The organism is Kineococcus deserti (assembly GCF_050871945.1).
Lineage (GTDB): Bacteria > Actinomycetota > Actinomycetes > Actinomycetales > Kineococcaceae > Kineococcus.
Window position 1 is genome coordinate 55,496 of record NZ_JBJLSI010000003.1, and the last position, 14,718, is coordinate 70,213.

At 72.8% G+C, this 14,718-nt stretch carries 16 protein-coding genes; 13 read left to right on the top strand and 3 right to left on the bottom strand.

The window, feature by feature from the left end; genetic code table 11:
- Positions 1-33: 33 nt before the first annotated feature.
- Positions 34-636, bottom strand: a complete 603-nt coding sequence (locus ACRYR2_RS03425; protein ID WP_432561425.1) for a tRNA-specific adenosine deaminase — start codon at positions 634-636, stop codon at positions 34-36.
- 121 nt (positions 637-757) lie between these two features.
- Here ACRYR2_RS03425 and ACRYR2_RS03430 point away from each other — a divergent pair, with 121 nt between their 5' ends.
- The gene (locus ACRYR2_RS03430; RefSeq protein ID WP_432561426.1) at positions 758-1,117 is read left to right on the top strand and encodes a hypothetical protein; all 360 of its coding nucleotides are present in this window, start codon (positions 758-760) and stop codon (positions 1,115-1,117) included.
- A 68-nt stretch (positions 1,118-1,185) separates the two neighbouring features.
- Positions 1,186-2,307, top strand: a complete 1,122-nt coding sequence (locus tag ACRYR2_RS03435) for a cation diffusion facilitator family transporter (RefSeq protein WP_432561427.1) — start codon at positions 1,186-1,188, stop codon at positions 2,305-2,307.
- On the opposite strand, the gene ACRYR2_RS03440 is transcribed toward ACRYR2_RS03435, so the two are convergent.
- A complete protein-coding gene (locus ACRYR2_RS03440; RefSeq protein ID WP_432561428.1) occupies positions 2,235-2,909 on the bottom strand; it encodes a haloacid dehalogenase type II in 675 nt (224 codons plus the stop codon). The genes ACRYR2_RS03435 and ACRYR2_RS03440 overlap by 73 nt on opposite strands.
- A gap of 116 nt (positions 2,910-3,025) precedes the next feature.
- On the opposite strand from ACRYR2_RS03440, the gene ACRYR2_RS03445 reads away from it, so the two are divergent.
- From ACRYR2_RS03445 to ACRYR2_RS03460, 4 genes are read left to right on the top strand one after another with little or no spacing between them, the layout of a single operon-like run.
- A complete protein-coding gene (locus tag ACRYR2_RS03445; protein ID WP_432561429.1) occupies positions 3,026-4,102 on the top strand; it encodes a GGDEF domain-containing protein in 1,077 nt (358 codons plus the stop codon).
- 14 nt (positions 4,103-4,116) lie between these two features.
- Positions 4,117-5,031 carry a D-isomer specific 2-hydroxyacid dehydrogenase family protein gene (locus ACRYR2_RS03450; RefSeq protein ID WP_432561430.1) on the top strand — a complete coding sequence of 305 codons (915 nt, stop codon included), beginning with the start codon at positions 4,117-4,119 and terminating at the stop codon, positions 5,029-5,031.
- 48 nt (positions 5,032-5,079) lie between these two features.
- Entirely contained in the window at positions 5,080-5,973 is an 894-nt protein-coding gene (locus ACRYR2_RS03455) for an MSMEG_6728 family protein (protein WP_432561431.1), read from the top strand.
- A 16-nt stretch (positions 5,974-5,989) separates the two neighbouring features.
- On the top strand, positions 5,990-6,652 hold the full coding sequence (locus ACRYR2_RS03460) for an HAD family hydrolase (protein ID WP_432561432.1): 663 nt from the start codon (positions 5,990-5,992) through the stop codon (positions 6,650-6,652).
- 14 nt (positions 6,653-6,666) lie between these two features.
- Here ACRYR2_RS03460 and ACRYR2_RS03465 read toward each other — a convergent pair whose 3' ends face one another.
- Complete coding sequence (locus ACRYR2_RS03465; RefSeq protein WP_432561433.1) at positions 6,667-7,890, bottom strand: S8 family serine peptidase; 1,224 nt, start codon at positions 7,888-7,890, stop codon at positions 6,667-6,669.
- A gap of 172 nt (positions 7,891-8,062) precedes the next feature.
- On the opposite strand from ACRYR2_RS03465, the gene ACRYR2_RS03470 reads away from it, so the two are divergent.
- The 7 genes from ACRYR2_RS03470 (at position 8,063) to ACRYR2_RS03500 (ending at position 14,638) form a co-directional block, all read left to right on the top strand.
- A complete protein-coding gene (locus ACRYR2_RS03470; protein WP_432561434.1) occupies positions 8,063-9,097 on the top strand; it encodes a LacI family DNA-binding transcriptional regulator in 1,035 nt (344 codons plus the stop codon).
- A 64-nt stretch (positions 9,098-9,161) separates the two neighbouring features.
- Positions 9,162-10,406: a sugar ABC transporter substrate-binding protein gene (locus tag ACRYR2_RS03475; protein WP_432561435.1), complete on the top strand. Its 1,245-nt coding sequence runs from the start codon at positions 9,162-9,164 to the stop codon at positions 10,404-10,406.
- Positions 10,399-11,355, top strand: coding sequence for a carbohydrate ABC transporter permease (locus ACRYR2_RS03480; protein WP_432561436.1), 957 nt, complete (start codon positions 10,399-10,401; stop codon positions 11,353-11,355). The genes ACRYR2_RS03475 and ACRYR2_RS03480 overlap by 8 nt, the downstream gene beginning before the upstream one ends.
- Complete coding sequence (locus tag ACRYR2_RS03485; protein WP_432561437.1) at positions 11,352-12,224, top strand: carbohydrate ABC transporter permease; 873 nt, start codon at positions 11,352-11,354, stop codon at positions 12,222-12,224. Before ACRYR2_RS03480 ends, ACRYR2_RS03485 begins: the two co-directional genes overlap by 4 nt.
- A gap of 11 nt (positions 12,225-12,235) precedes the next feature.
- Positions 12,236-13,015, top strand: coding sequence for a ThuA domain-containing protein (locus ACRYR2_RS03490; protein ID WP_432561438.1), 780 nt, complete (start codon positions 12,236-12,238; stop codon positions 13,013-13,015).
- On the top strand, positions 13,012-14,082 hold the full coding sequence (locus ACRYR2_RS03495; RefSeq protein ID WP_432561439.1) for a Gfo/Idh/MocA family protein: 1,071 nt from the start codon (positions 13,012-13,014) through the stop codon (positions 14,080-14,082). Before ACRYR2_RS03490 ends, ACRYR2_RS03495 begins: the two co-directional genes overlap by 4 nt.
- Positions 14,083-14,188: 106 nt before the next feature.
- The gene (locus tag ACRYR2_RS03500) at positions 14,189-14,638 is read left to right on the top strand and encodes an ester cyclase (RefSeq protein WP_432561440.1); all 450 of its coding nucleotides are present in this window, start codon (positions 14,189-14,191) and stop codon (positions 14,636-14,638) included.
- Positions 14,639-14,718: the final 80 nt, after the last annotated feature.

Below are 14,718 nucleotides of genomic sequence, written 5' to 3' on the forward strand. Positions count from 1 at the left end.
TCCTTCCGCTGACGGCCTGCGGACGACGCCCGGTCAGTTGCGGGCGTTGTAGACGACCGCGTCGGTCTGCGCGACGTGCGCGGCGTAGTCGCGGTAGACGTCCAGCGCCTCCTCGCGCAGGACGTCGGTGACGACCGCGATCCCGCGGGCCTCGAACTGCTCGGCCCAGTCGTCGCGGACGGGGCCCTCGTCGAAACCGGTGATCTCCTCCAGCTCCGGGCCGGAACCGGCGACGACCAGCGTGCGCACCCCCGACCACAGCGTCGCGCCGTAGCACTGGGCGCAGGGACGCCAGTTGACGACGAGCTCGCGGCGGGCACCACCGGCACCCAGGTCCCAGGAACCGGTGCGGGCCTGCGCCAGGCCGAGCGCGGTGACCTCGGCGTGGCCGGAGGAGATGCCGGTCGAGAGCACGACGTTGACGCCGACCGAGACGACCTGCCCGGAGTCGCTGTCGACGACGATCGCGGCGAAGGGGCCGCCGTTGCCCTCGCGGAAGTTGCGGGCGGCCAGGCGGTGCACCAGGGCCATCCGGTCCTCACGGCTGGGCAGCACGGTCGGCACGTCGGCGAGTTCGTCGTCGACCCAGGCGGGCAGGGCGATGGTGTAGCTGTGGCTCAGGGCCGAGGTGTCCATGACGAAAGGGTCGCAGGCGTCCGGACGGGTGGTGTGCCTCCAGCGGGACCGGGTACCGGTCGATGACTCAGGTCACACGGTCACCGCCAGGGCGACCGCCCTCGAACCACAGGGAGCAGTCATGTCCACCCTCGACGAGACGCCGGACGCCGCCGTCCAGCCCCGGTCGACGGGCGCGCAGACCGTCGCGCCCGTGCAGGCCTCCCAGCTGCTGTTCGCCGCGTCCATCCTCGGGGAGGCCAGCTACACCCCCGAGCAGGAGCTCAAGGGGACGCTGAACGCGACCCGCGCCCACGAACCCGCGCCGCAACCCGCCCCCGTCGCCGCCCCCGCCGCCGCCCCCGTCGCCGCGCCGCAGCCCGCCCCCGTCGCCGCGCCGCGTCCGTCGGTCGTCCCGCCCGCGCGGGTGGAGGAGCCGGTCGAACCGGTGAAGAAGGGGTTCTTCGCCCGCCTGGTCGACAAGCTCCTCGGCCGGGGCTGACCCCGCCGGGCCGGGCACCCGAACTGCTTCGACGGGCGAACCGGTCCGGAGGCGCGTAGACCGGGGACGTGGCGGAGGAGACCCGGGGCACCGTGCTGGTGGCCCTGCTGGCGAACGTCGGGGTCGGCGTCGCGAAGGGCGTGGGCGGTGCGGTCACGGGGTCCAGCGCCCTGCTGGCCGAGGCGGCGCACTCGGTGGCGGACACCCTCAACGAAGCGTTCCTGCTGCTCTCGCTCAGCCGCGCCGACCGGCCCGCGGACCGCACCCACCCCTTCGGGTACGGCAAGGAGCGGTTCTTCTGGTCGCTGCTGGCGGCCGTGGGGATCTTCCTGTCCGGGGCCGTGTTCTCCATCGCCGAGGGGATCTCGTCGCTGACGGGTGAGGCCGAGGAGACCTCGACGCGGCACTTCGTGGTGATCTACGCGATCCTCGGGCTGTCGATCCTGCTCGAGGGCGGATCGTTGCTGAAGGCGTTGCGGCAGGTCGTGCGGGAGGCCGCCACGGCGCGACGCCGGTTGCTGACCTACGTCGTGCGCAGCCCGGACCCGACGGTGAAGACCGTCGCCAGCGAGGACAGCATCGCCGTCCTCGGGGTCCTCGTGGCGGTCGCGGGCACGGTGCTGCACCAGGTGACGGGCTCGAACGTGTGGGACGCGCTGAGTTCCATCGTCATCGGCGCGCTGCTGGCGGTCGTCGCGGTGCTGCTGGGCCGGGACACCAAGGAACTGCTCATCGGCGAGGCGGCCGATCCGGCGGTGCGGGTCGAGGCCGTGCGCGTGCTGGGCGGGGAACCCGGGATCGTGCGCGTGCAGGAGGTCCTGACGATGCAGCTCGGCCCGAAGAACGTCCTGGTGGCCGGCCGCGTGCAGTTCGCCGCCGAACTCACCGCCGCGCAGGTCGAGGCGATCTGCACGCGCTGCGAGGAGGAGATGCGCCGGCGGGTGCCGACGATCACCCAGGTGTTCCTGGACCCCAGCCGGGTGTCGGAGTCGGCGGACGCCGCGGCGCGCGAACGCCTGCACCTGGCCGAACGGGAGGCCGAGGGGCTGCTCGACCCGGACCTGGCCGTTCCCGCGCAGGCGCAGGCCAGGACCCGTACGGGCCGGCGGCTGACGGGTCAGACCACGGCCGCCGCGAGGTCGTCCACGCCCCGCACCGTCAACGTCGGCGGGGTCGAGCGGCGCGGGTAGGCCGAACCCGCGCGGTCGATCCAGGCCGTGCGCATGCCGGTCGCGGCGGCGCCGTCGAGGTCCCACGGGTGGACGGCCACGAACAGCACGTCCCGGGCGTCGACCGAGCAGACGTCCAGCACGTGGCCGTAGGCGGCCTCGTGGGGTTTCCAGTACCCGACGTCCTCGACCGACAGGACGTGCGTGAACTGCTCACGGATCCCGGTGCGCTCCAGCAGGGACTCGCAGGTCGCGCGGGAGCCGTTCGTGAACGCGACCGTGACGAACCCGTTCTCCCGCAGCCGGCGCACCCCGTCGGGGACGTCGGGGTGGACACCGAACTCCTCGAACGCGCCGAGGACGAACTCCACGTCCTCGTCCAGGGCACGGTCGGCGTGTCCGCTCAGTTCGCTGCGCAGGACGTCACCGGCGATCTCGGCGAACGGCAGCGGGTCGTCGCGCAGCGTGCGCGCGAAACCGTCGCGCAGCACCGAGGGCAGGAACCTCGCGGCGCTCGCGGGAGCGGCGCCGACGGCCGACAGCCGGTCGGACAGCGCCGCCGTGTCGGACAGCGTCTCGTTGACGTCGAAGACCAGGACCTCGGGACGCGGGTTCAGGGACACGCGCGACCGTACGACCGGGCCGCGGTCACCGCACCCGGGAACCTGTCCCGCGACGGCGCGGACTCGTGGCAAGGTGTCGCGCAACGATCGTGGAACGTCGCGGGGTGGTGGGACAGGTGGCGCGGGCTCGGGACCCTCTCGGGGAGACGATCACCCGGTCGTGGTGGCGCCGCTGGGGCGGGCGGTTGCCGCAGCGGTGGCGCTCGGGCGGCCCGGCCGTCGTCGCCGGCCGCGGCCTCCTCCTGCTCACCGGTCTGCTCGTCGTCCTGACCGCTCCGCTGCTGGGGCTGCCGCCGGATGGCTGGCTGGTCCTGCTCGCCCTCGGTGCGGCCGGCCTCGGCCTGCTCGCCGCCGGCACGGCCGTGCCCTGGGCGAGGCTGCCGCCGCGCGCGCCCCTGGCCTTCCCGCTGCTGCAGATGATCGGGCTGGCGGTGCTGGGCGCCACGACCGAGGAGGCCGCCGGCGCCTACGTCCCGCTCTTCGTCCTCTCCTTCGTGTACTGCGGCGTCTTCTTGCCCCAGCGCACCGCGTACTGGCTGCTGCCCGCCGCGGTGCCGCTGTACCTGCTCACGTCCGAGCCCGTGACGCCGCAGGTCGCCGTCCGCACCGTCGTCGTCGCCTGCGTGTGGGTCCTCGTGAGCGAACTGCTGGCCGTCGGCGCCCGCCGCCAGCGCCTGGCGGCCGAGCTGCTGGTGCGCGACGCGCGCACCGACCCGCTGACGACCATCGGCAACCGGCGCGACCTCGAGGACCGGATGACGCTGCTGGCGCCCGGCGACACCGTCGTCGTGTGCGACCTGGACCACTTCAAGCAGGTCAACGACTCGCGCGGGCACGCCTTCGGCGACCAGGTCCTGCGCGAGTTCGGCGCCGTGCTGGCCGCGGGCCTGCGCCGCGGGGACTACGCGGCCCGGTTCGGCGGGGAGGAGTTCGTGCTGCTGCTGCACGGCAGCGGGAACGCGGTGGCCGTCGACGTCGTCGCCCGGCTGCGGCAGACCTGGGCCGAGCAGGGCGGGGCGACGACCTTCTCCGCCGGCTGCGCCACCCTGGACGAGGTGACCAGCGCCCACCAGGCCCTCGTCGCGGCCGACGCCGCCCTGTACGCGGCCAAGCACGCCGGACGCGACTGCACCCGCAGCGCCGAGAGCGCCGACGGGTGGGGGCCTAGGGTGGGGGCCACCGAGCAGAGCTGATCGAGGAGCGCGCCTTGCCCACCCCCGCCGTCCACGTCGGACCCCAGGAGAACCCGCAGCTGGTCGAGGCGGTGGAGCGTGGTGGCGGCAAGGTCGTCGCCCTCGCCGACGCCGAGGCCCTCGTCGTCGCCGGCGGCCACGGCGACCTGCCCGAGCTGCACGAGGGGATCCGCTGGGTGCAGCTGCCCTCGGCGGGCATCGAGAGCTGGGTCTCCTCCGGCGTCCTGGACGAGCAGCGCACGTGGACCTCGGCCACCGGCGCCTACTCGCACGCCGTCGCCGAAGGCGCCGTCGCCCTGCTGCTGGCCGGGGTGCGCGGCATCGGCCGCGCCGCCCGGCTGCAGACCTGGGACAACGCCACCCTCGACGGCGTGCAGGGGACCCTGCGCGGATCGACCATCGCGATCGTCGGCGCCGGGGGCATCGGCAAGGCGATGATCCCGGCCTTCCTGGGTCTGGGAGCCCGCGTCCTGGCCGTGACCCGGCGTGGGCTGCCCGTCGAGGGCGCCTACGAGACCTGGGCGGCCGACCGCGTCGCCGAGGTGTTCGAGGTCGCCGACCACGTCGTCCTCGCCGCGCCGGCGACGTCGCAGACGCAGGCCCTGGTGGGGGCCGACGAGCTGGCCGCGCTGGGGTCGGACGGCTGGCTGGTCAACATCGCCCGCGGCTCCCTGGTCGACACCGACGCCCTCGTGGCGGCGCTGGCCGACGGGACGATCGCCGGGGCCGCGCTCGACGTCACCGACCCCGAGCCGCTGCCGGACGGGCACCCGCTGTGGACCGAACCGCGCTGCATCATCACCCCGCACTCGACGAACCCGGCGGTCCTGCGGGTGGCGGCGCTGGCCGACCGCGTGGAGGAGAACGTCCGCCGCTTCGCCGCCGGGGAGGAACTGCTCGGCCTCGTGGACCTGTCCGCCGGGTACTGAGGTCGCTCTCGGGGTGCGGGCCGGGCGGGGTCGCGCGACGGTGAACGGGTGCAGACGTTCCTCCCGTACGCCGACTTCGCCCGGTCAGCGGCGGTCCTCGACGGCCCCCGGCTGGGCAAGCAGCGGGTCGAGACGCTGCAGGTCCTGCGGGCTCTGGAGCTGCCCGACTACGGCTGGGCCAACCACCCCGCGGTCCGCATGTGGCGCGGCTGCACACCCGCGCTGGTGTCCTACGGCCTGGCCTGCGTCGCGGAGTGGACGCGGACGGGACGTGCGGACTCGACCCGGCGGCTGATCTCCGAGTTCGCCCCCGAGGTCGTCGGCGTTCCCCAGCACGAGATCCCGATGCCGCCGTGGCTGGGCGACGAGGCGTTGCACCTGAGCCACCGGTCGGCGTTGCTGCGCAAGGACCCCGCGATCTACCGGCCGCTGTTCGGCGACGCCGAACCCGACGACCTGCCCTACGTGTGGCCCGACCCGCCGTCGCTGGAACCCCCGCAGCGGTCGGCGGGGCGGCTGGTCTGGGTGGTGCGCCCGGCCTCGGCCGAATCCCTGGGGGAGTTCCTCACCGACGGGATCGTGGGGCTGGGCACCGAGTCCGGGATCGACGTCGACGTGCGCGGGGCGGCCGAGGGGTCGACGCTGCGGCAGCTGCTCAAGGAGGTCGCGCCGGGCAGGCGGCCGGGCAAGGACCTGCGCGTCCTGGACACCTTCGTCCACGAACTCGCCCCCGGCGACGAGGTCGCCGTCCCGATCGAGCACGAGCGCGCGCTGCTGCTGGGGGAGGTGATGGGGGAGTACGAGTTCGAGACCCGCAAGGGGTTCACCGTGCGCCACCGCCGACGGGTGCGGTGGAACGGTCGCGCCGCGCGCGAGGACGTCCAGCCACCCGCCCTGCTGCAGGACCCCCGCAAGATGTTCTGCGTCGACATCGCCGCCTAGCCCTGGAGATCACACCGTGCCCGACACCGCGATCCTCGACGTCGACGGAACCCTCGTCGACACCAACTACCAGCACGCCCTCGCCTGGTACCGCGCGTTCCGCCGGTTCGACCTGACGCTGCCGGTGTGGCGGCTGCACCGGGCCATCGGGATGGGCGGGGACCAGCTGGTCCCGGCCGTCGCCGGGGAGGAGTTCGAGGCTGCGCACGGCGACGCGGCCCGCGACGCCTGGACCGAGGAGTTCGACCCGCTGCTGCCCGAGGTGCGGCCGTTCGACGGCGCGCGCGACCTGCTCGTCGAACTCGGCCGCCGCGGCTGGACGGTCGTGCTGGCCTCCTCCGGGCAGCCGCAGCACGTCGACGCGTTCCTCGACCTGCTCGACGCCCGCGACGTCGTCGCGGGGTGGACGACGTCGCAGGACGCCGAGTCCACCAAACCCGCCCCGGACCTGCTGCAGGCTGCGCTGCAACAGGTCTCGGGCCACGCGGGAGTCGTGCTGGGGGACTCGGCGTGGGACTGCGAGGCCGCGCAGAACGCGTCGATGCCCAGCGTCGCCGTGCGCACCGGGGGTTTCTCGGTGGAGGAACTCACCGGCGCGGGGGCGGGTTCGGTGTTCGACTCGCTGCGCGAACTGCTCGAGGGACTGGACGGGACGGAGTTCGCGCGGCCCTCGCGGTGACCGGTTCGGGCTGACTACTTCGCGCGGACGGTGCGCTTGCCCCGCTCGACGACCACCGGCGCGGGCGCGGGAACGGGGCTCGAGTTCGTGCTCTTCGCCGCGACGTCCACGGCGGCGGCGACGTCGAGCATCCCGGTGCCGTAACCGCTGCCCCACGACTGCGGGGTGGCCGTGCCCTTCAGCCAGGTCCCGACGGTGGCGACGTCGGCGGCGGGGGCGACCGCACGCACCAGCGCGGCCGCGCCCGCGACCTGCGGGGCGGAGAACGAGGTGCCGTAGACGCCGACGACCGCGTGGTCCTGCGAGGCCGGGGCCCCGGCCACGACCTTCTCGCCGGGGGCGCTCAGGTCCACCGCGTCGTTGTGCTGGGCCCAGGCCGCGGCGGTGCCCGTCGTCGTGGACGCCGACACGGAGATCACGCCGTCGAACCCGGCGGGGTACTCCACGGGGTTGCCCTTGTCGCCGGTGTTGCCGGCCGCGGCCACCACGACGACGCCCTGCGCGATCGCCCAGTCGACCGTGGCGGCCAGCGTCTTGTTGTAGGTGCTGCCGCCCAGGGACATGTTGATGACGTCGGCGCCCTGGTCGACGGCGGCCCTGATGCCCGCGACGATCGCGTCGCTGCCGCAGCCGTCGGTCTCGCAGACCTTGATCGCCAGGATCGTCGCCTCGGGCGCCACCCCGGCGGCGCCCACCCCGTTGCCGTACGCGGCGGCCAGGACGGTGGAGACCTCGGTGCCGTGCTCGCCGACCACGTAGGCGTCCTCGGTCGTGAAGTTGCCGCCCTGGACGACCCGGCCGGCCAGTTCGGGCTGGGTGGCGTCGACGCCGGAGTCGAGGACGGCGACGGTGACCCCGGCGCCCCGGGTGGTGGTCCAGGCGCCGTAGGCGTCGACCGAGGTCAGCTGGTAGGCCTGCCGCAGGAACGGGTCGGTCGTCAGCAGGCCACGGCCGGTCAGGGGCCGCGACTGCGTCGGGGTCAGCTGGTACCGGGTGCGGGTCTGGGCGGAGGTGACCTGCGGGTCGGCCTGCAGCGTGCGCAGCAGCCGGGTCGCGGCGGCGGTGCTCGTCGCGGTGCGGGTCTCCAGCTGCGGGGCGCCGTCGACCCAGCGCAGCGCGTCGACGTGGACGACGCCACCGGTGGGCGTGACCTCCACCGCGGAGGCGGCCGTGGCCGGTGCCAGGGTGAGCGCGAGCAGCGCGGCGACGCAGGCGGTGGTGCGGACGGGCTTCGGCACGGTGGCTCCCTGGTTCGGTCGAGACCAGGGCTGCATCGACGCACCGGCGGGTGAACTTGACGGACCCCTTGTGCGGTTCCACCCGTCGGGGCTAACTTCGCGATGCGCATCGACGATGCGCATCGACGGATCCGACGAGGGGTCCGGTGCGGCTCTCAGTGAGGAGGGTGGCGTGTCCAGGGTTCCGAGCAGGGTTCCGACGAGCAAGGACGTCGCGCGCGTCGCCGGCGTCTCCCAGAGCACCGTGTCGTACGTCATGAGCGGCAAGCGGCCCATCTCGGAGAAGACGAGGCGGCTCGTCGAGGACGCGATGGCGCAACTGCTGTACGAACCCAACGCCGGGGCCCGGGCGCTGGCCGGTCAGCGGACGAACATCATCGCGATCGTCCACCCCGTCCTGTCCAGCCTGGGCGTCGGCGGGATCATGGCGTTCATCGACGAGATCGCCACGCAGGCCCGTCGCCGCGACTACGACGTCCTGCTCGTGACGGCCGACGAGGGGTCGGCCGGGTTGCGCCGCGTGGCCGGGCGCGCGCTGTGCGACGCGATGGTCGTCATGGAGGTCCGCACGGTCGACGACCGCGCCGAGGTGTCCCGCGGACTGGCCCAGCCGAGCCTGTTCATCGGGTACCCCGACGAGGCCCTGGAACCGGGCAGCACGTTGCACTGCATCGACTTCGACTTCGGCGGGGGCGCCGAGCTGCTCGTCGGCGAACTCGTCGCGGCGGGGGCGGCGCAGATCGTGGCGATGGGCTGGGGAGATCCCGTGGTCGGCCGCGGGGTGAACTACGTCCCGCGGTTCCGCCGCGGCGCCGAGCAGGCGGCGGCCACGGCGGGGGTTCCGCTGCGCTGGCTCGAGGTCCCGCGCGACTCGGCCGCGATCAACGCCACCGTCGACGAGGTCCTCGCGGCGGGTTCCCCGCTGCCGGGGCTGCTCATCGCGGACAGCGTCCCGGAAACCCTGGGCGCCCTGCTGGACCGCGGGATCCGCCCCGGCCGGGACGTCGACGTCGTGGCCCTGTGCACCGACGCGGAGGCGGAGGCGCAGGCCGTCCCCGTCACCGCGGTCTCCCAGCAACCCCGGGACGTGTCCCGGCAGGCCGTCGAGTGGCTGTTCACGCTGCTCGAGGATCCCGCGGCGCCCGGCGAGGTCCGCCTGGTACCGCCCACCCTGACCCGCCGACGTTCGGTCCGCCCGGCGCGCTGACGCGCACCGGCCCACACCAGCACACACACGCTCACACCGCCGTGAGCACGAGGAGAGGAACGACATGGCTCGCACTGGAAGCACCGGACGGGTCCGCACCGCCGTCGCCGTCCTGGCCCTGCTGCCGCTGACCCTCGGGGCCTGCGGCGGTGGCAGCGGCGGTGGTGGTGGGGGTTCGGCCAACGCGGCGTCGGACACGCTGCGGGTGCTCGACTACTACAACTCCGACCCCAACGCCACGCTGTGGAACACCGCGATCGAGGAGTGCGGCACCGAGGTCGGCATGAAGATCGACCGCGAATCCGTCCCGGGCGACACCCTCATCCAGAAGGTCCTGCAGCAGAGCTCGTCGCGGACGCTGCCGGACGTCCTCATGCTCGACAACCCCGACGTCCAGCAGATCGCCGCCTCCGGTGCGCTGGCCCCGCTGGACGACCTGGGCATCGACTCCAGCGGTGTGGCCGAGGGGGTGCTGAAGGCGTCGACCTACGAGGGCAAGCTGTACGGCCTGCAGCCGGTCACCAACACGATCGCGCTGTTCTACAACAAGACGGTCCTCGACGCGGCCGGCGTCACCCCGCCGACGACGTGGGACGAGCTGAAGACCGCCGCGGCGACGCTGACGGTCGGCGACCAGTACGGGTTCGCGATGTCGAACGTCAACACCTACGAGGGCACCTGGCAGTTCCTGCCGTTCATGTGGTCCAACGGCGGGGACGAGAAGGACATCAACACCCCCGAGACCGCCGCGGCCCTGCAGCTGATCAAGGACCTGCTGGACTCCGGGTCGTTGTCGCAGTCGTCGGTGAACTGGTCGCAGGCCGACGTCGCCGACCAGTTCACGGCCGGCAACGCGGCCATGATGGTCAACGGGCCGTGGAACTTCGGCACCCTGGACGCCGTGGAGGGCCTGGAGTACGGCATCGTCCCGATCCCCGCACCGACGGCCGGCGGCACCGTCGTCTCGCCGTTCGGCGGGGAGGCGTGGACGGTCCCGAACACCGGCGACCAGGAGAAGCAGAAGAAGGCCGCCGAACTCGTCCAGTGCCTGAACAACGACGAGAACGAGGTCACCATCTCGCTGGGCACGGGCACCGTGCCCACCAAGCCCGAACTCGCCGGGCAGGTCACCTCGCAGAACCCGAACCTGCAGACGTTCGCCGACCAGGTGCCGGACCTGCGTGCCCGCACCGGTGAGCTCGGCCCGGAGTGGCCGGACGCCGCGACGAAGATCTACACCGCGGTGCAGAACGCGCTCGTCGGCGGCATGACGCCGCAGGACGCGCTGGCGCAGGCGCAGAATGGCTGAGCTGGCCACCCACGGCCCGGCGAAGACCTCCTCGTCGGCCGGTGCGCCGGCGAGGAGGGTCCCGCACCACCTGCGGACGCGGCTGGTGGAGGTCGCGTTCATCGTCCCCGCCGTGGTGTACCTGGTGCTGTTCTTCGGCTACCCCGTGGTCAAGAACGTCGTCATGGGTTTCCAGGAGTACACGACCCGGACGTTCTACACCGGTGAGGCGCCGTGGATCGGGCTGGAGAACTACCGCAACGTCCTCGGCAACGCCATCTTCGACCGGTCGCTGCTCAACACGCTGCTGTTCACCGCCGGGTCCATCGCCGGGCAGTTCGTCATCGGCCTGGCCATCGCCCTGTTCTTCCACAAGAGGTTCGCGCTCTCGGGGATCCTGCGTTCGCTGATCCTGCTGCCCTGGCTCATCCCGATGATCGCCGGGACGGCGGTGTGGCGGTGGATCCTGGACACCGACAACGGGGTGCTCAACCGCATCCTCTCGGCGGTCCCCGGGGTCGACGTCAGCCCGAACTGGCTCACGTCGACGTCACTGGCCCTCGTGGCGGTCATCGGGGTGAACATCTGGCTGGGCATCCCGTTCAACATGACCATCCTCTACGGCGGTCTGCAGGAGATCCCCGAGGAGCTGTACGAGGCGGGTTCGCTGGACGGGGCCACCGGCTGGCGGGCGTTCCGGCACATCACCTGGCCGCTGCTGCGGCCGGTGGTGACCGTCGTCCTCGTGCTCGGCGTCGTGTACACCGTCAAGGTCCTGGACGTGATCCTCGGGCTGACCAACGGCGGGCCGGCGAACTCGACCCAGACGATCTCGACGTTCGCGTACGACATGTCGTTCCGGCAGTTCGACTTCGGTGCCGGCGCGGCGCTGGGCAACATCCTGATCGTCATCTCCCTCGTCTTCGCCGTGGTCTACCTGCGGCTCAACCGGAAGGCGGTCGACGAATGAGCGCAGTCGTCCCCGCGCGCGTCGGTGCGGCGGCCGCCGAGGTGCGCCCGACGGGCAAGGCCCCGCGCCGCCCCGTGCACACCGTGATCGGCATCCTCATCCTGGCCTTCATGCTGTTCCCGCTGTACTGGATGATCAACGTCTCGCTGCAGCCGGCCGGCAACGCCGTCGCCACGCCCTGGCTGCCGTTCGACTTCACCCTGCGCGGCTACACCACGGCCATCGCCGACCAGGGCCGCAACCTGGTCACCTCGTTGCTGATCAGCCTCGGCGCCGTGGTGTTCAGCCTGGTGGTCGCCACCCCGGCCGCGTACGCGATGGCCCACTTCAAGTTCGGCCGCTGGGCCACCGTGATCCTGTTCGGCATCCTCATCACGCAGATGGTGCCGCCGATCGTCGTGACCAACGCGGTGTACAGCGTCTACAGCGACCTGGGGATGCTCAACACCCTCGGCGGGCTGATCCTGGCCGACTCCGCCGCCGGCATCCCGTTCTCCATCATCCTCATGCGGGCCTTCATGGGGTCCATCCCGGCCTCGATCGTCGAGGCGGCCTACGTCGACGGGGCCGGCCACGTGCGGGCGTTCTTCTCGATCGTCCTGCCGATGAGCCGCAACGCGCTCATCACCGCCGGGTTGTTCACGTTCCTGTTCGCCTGGGGCGACTTCCTCTTCGCCCTGACCCTCACCACGACCGAGGACCTGCGCCCGATCACCCTCGGTCTGTACACCTACGTCGGCAGCTTCGTCGCGGACTGGTCTCCGATCATGGCCACTGCCGTGCTGTCGTCCCTGCCCGCCATCGTCCTGCTCGTCCTGGCCCAGCGGTACGTCGCCGCCGGGGTCACGGGCGGCGCCGTGAAGTCCTAGGAGCCTTGCTCATGATTCGTGTGACCGTGTGGGGCGAGAACCGCCACGAGCAACTGGAACCCGAGGTGGCCAAGCGCTACCCGAACGGCATGCACGGCGCGATCGCCGAAGGCCTGGAGGCGAACCTCGGCGCGTCCGTCCAGGTGCGCACCGCCACCCTCGACGACCCCGAGCACGGGCTGACCGAGGAGGTGCTGGCGGGCACCGACGTGCTCACCTGGTGGGGTCACGCCGCGCACGCCGAGGTCTCCGACGAGGTCGTCGCGCGGGTGCACCGGCACGTCCTGGCCGGCATGGGCCTGATCGTCCTGCACTCGGGCCACTGGTCGAAGGTGTTCCAGTCGCTGATGGGCACCTCGTGCACGCTGCGCTGGCGGGCCGAGCACGACCGCGAACTGGTGTGGACGGTGGACCCGACGCACCCGATCGCCCAGGGGGTCCCGCACCCGCTGATCATCGAGGAGGACGAGATGTACGGGGAGTTCTTCGACATCCCCGCCCCCGACGAACTCGTCTTCATCTCGTCGTTCTCCGGCGGGGAGGTGTTCCGGTCCGGCTGCACGTTCAAGCGCGGGTACGGGAAGATCTTCTACTTCCGTCCGGGCGACCAGGAGTACCCGACGTACTTCCACGAGGGCGTGCGCAAGGTGATCTCCAACGCCGTGCAGTGGGCCGTCACCGTGCGTCCCGAGCGCACCGGCCCGGTGCTGCTGCGGTACGACACCGAGGACTTCTACAACGGTCACGGGTACCAGGGGGCTCTCGACCCCTCGAAGCAGGAGCAGCGGTGAGGGTCGTCCTCGTCGGGGCCGGCGGGATGGGCAAGGCGTGGCTGGGGACGATCCTGGCCGACCCCGACGTGGAACTGGCCGGCGTCGTCGACCTGGACCTGGCCGTCGCCACCGCCGCGCTGGAGGCGGCGGGGGTTCCCGACGTGCCGACCGGCCGCGACGTCGTGGAGGTGGCCCGGGCGACCGGGGCCGACGCCGTCGTCAACGTCACCGTCCCGCAGGCCCACCACCCGGTGACGACGGCGGCGCTGTTCGCCGGGTACCCCGTGCTGGGGGAGAAACCCGTCGCGCCGACCGTGGCGCAGGCGTTGTCCCTCGTCGCGGCGGCCGAGGCCAGCGGACAGCCGTTCGTCGTCTCCCAGTCGCGCCGGTACAACGCCCACGTGGAGTCCTTCCGCGAGCAGGTCCGGGCGCTGGGGGACGTCGGCTCGCTGTCGACGGAGTTCTTCAAGGCCCCGCACTTCGGCGGGTTCCGGGAGGAGATGGCCCAGCCCCTGCTGGTGGACATGGCGATCCACCAGTTCGACCTCGCGCGGTTCCTGCTGGGCGCCGAACCGGTGTCGGTCTACTGCGAGTCCTTCAACCCGTCGTGGTCCTGGTACGCCGGGGACGCCTCGGCCGCGGCGGTGTTCGCGATGTCGAACGGGGCGCGGTACACGTTCACCGGCAGCTGGTGCGCCCCCGGCCTGGAGACGTCCTGGAACGGTTCCTGGCGGGCCTCCGGTGCCGCCGGGTCGGCGGTGTGGAGCGGCGACGACGAACCGGTGCTCGAGGGGGCGCAGGCGGCCTCGGCGCCCGACCCCGGGGAGGGGATCGCCGGTTCGCTGGCGGCGTTCACCCGGTTCCTGCGGGAGGCCGCGCCGCTGTGGGGCGAGGTCCACGACAACGTGCTCAGCCTGGCGATGGTCGAGGCCGCGGTGTCCTCGGCGGCCTCGGGGGCCCGGGTGCTGCTGGACGACGTGCTCGACGAGGCCCACGCCCGGGCGCTGGCCGACGAGCAGCGCGACGACGTGGCCGCGGTGCTCAAGGGGTGGACGTCGGTGCGGGGTGCGCTGGCCGCTCGCTGACTCCTCCTTCCCCGGGCGCGCGTCGGGTTCGCGCGGGACCTTGTGCCCTGCTCGGCCCCGGCGCGGCGGGAAACGGTCGCCTCGACGTCGAGGATGGAGGGGACGCATGACCAGTCAGGCGCCGGCCGGTACGCAGGCGGCGGAGGAGTGGGCCCGGGAGTACGTGCAGGCGTGGGGTGCGCACGACCCGTCGGCGGTGACGGCGTACCTGGCCGAGGACGCGGTGGTCGAGGACGTGGCCCTGCGGGTGCGGTGCGAGAGCCGCGACGAGGTGGCGCAGTACGTGCAGAGCCTGCACGACACGACCTCCACCGACTACCGCATCGAGCTCACCAGCGCCTTCGGCGACGGTGACCACGTGGCGCTGGAGTGGATCGTGGAGGGCACCAACGACCGGGCCGATCCCGCACGCGGCCTGCCGGCCACCGGCCGGCGGTTCCGGACGCCGGGGGCCTCGCTCACCTGGCTGCGCGGAGGTCGCGTCGTGCGCGACCGGCACTACTACGACCTCGCCGGGTTCCTGCAGCAAGTGGGGTTGGTGCCGACGCCCAGGTGAGCGTCGCCGGGTGAACCAGCGCTGCCGCCGGCTCAGGACACGCCGTGCCGGGCCTTGCGGGACCGGCGTGTCGCCCGACG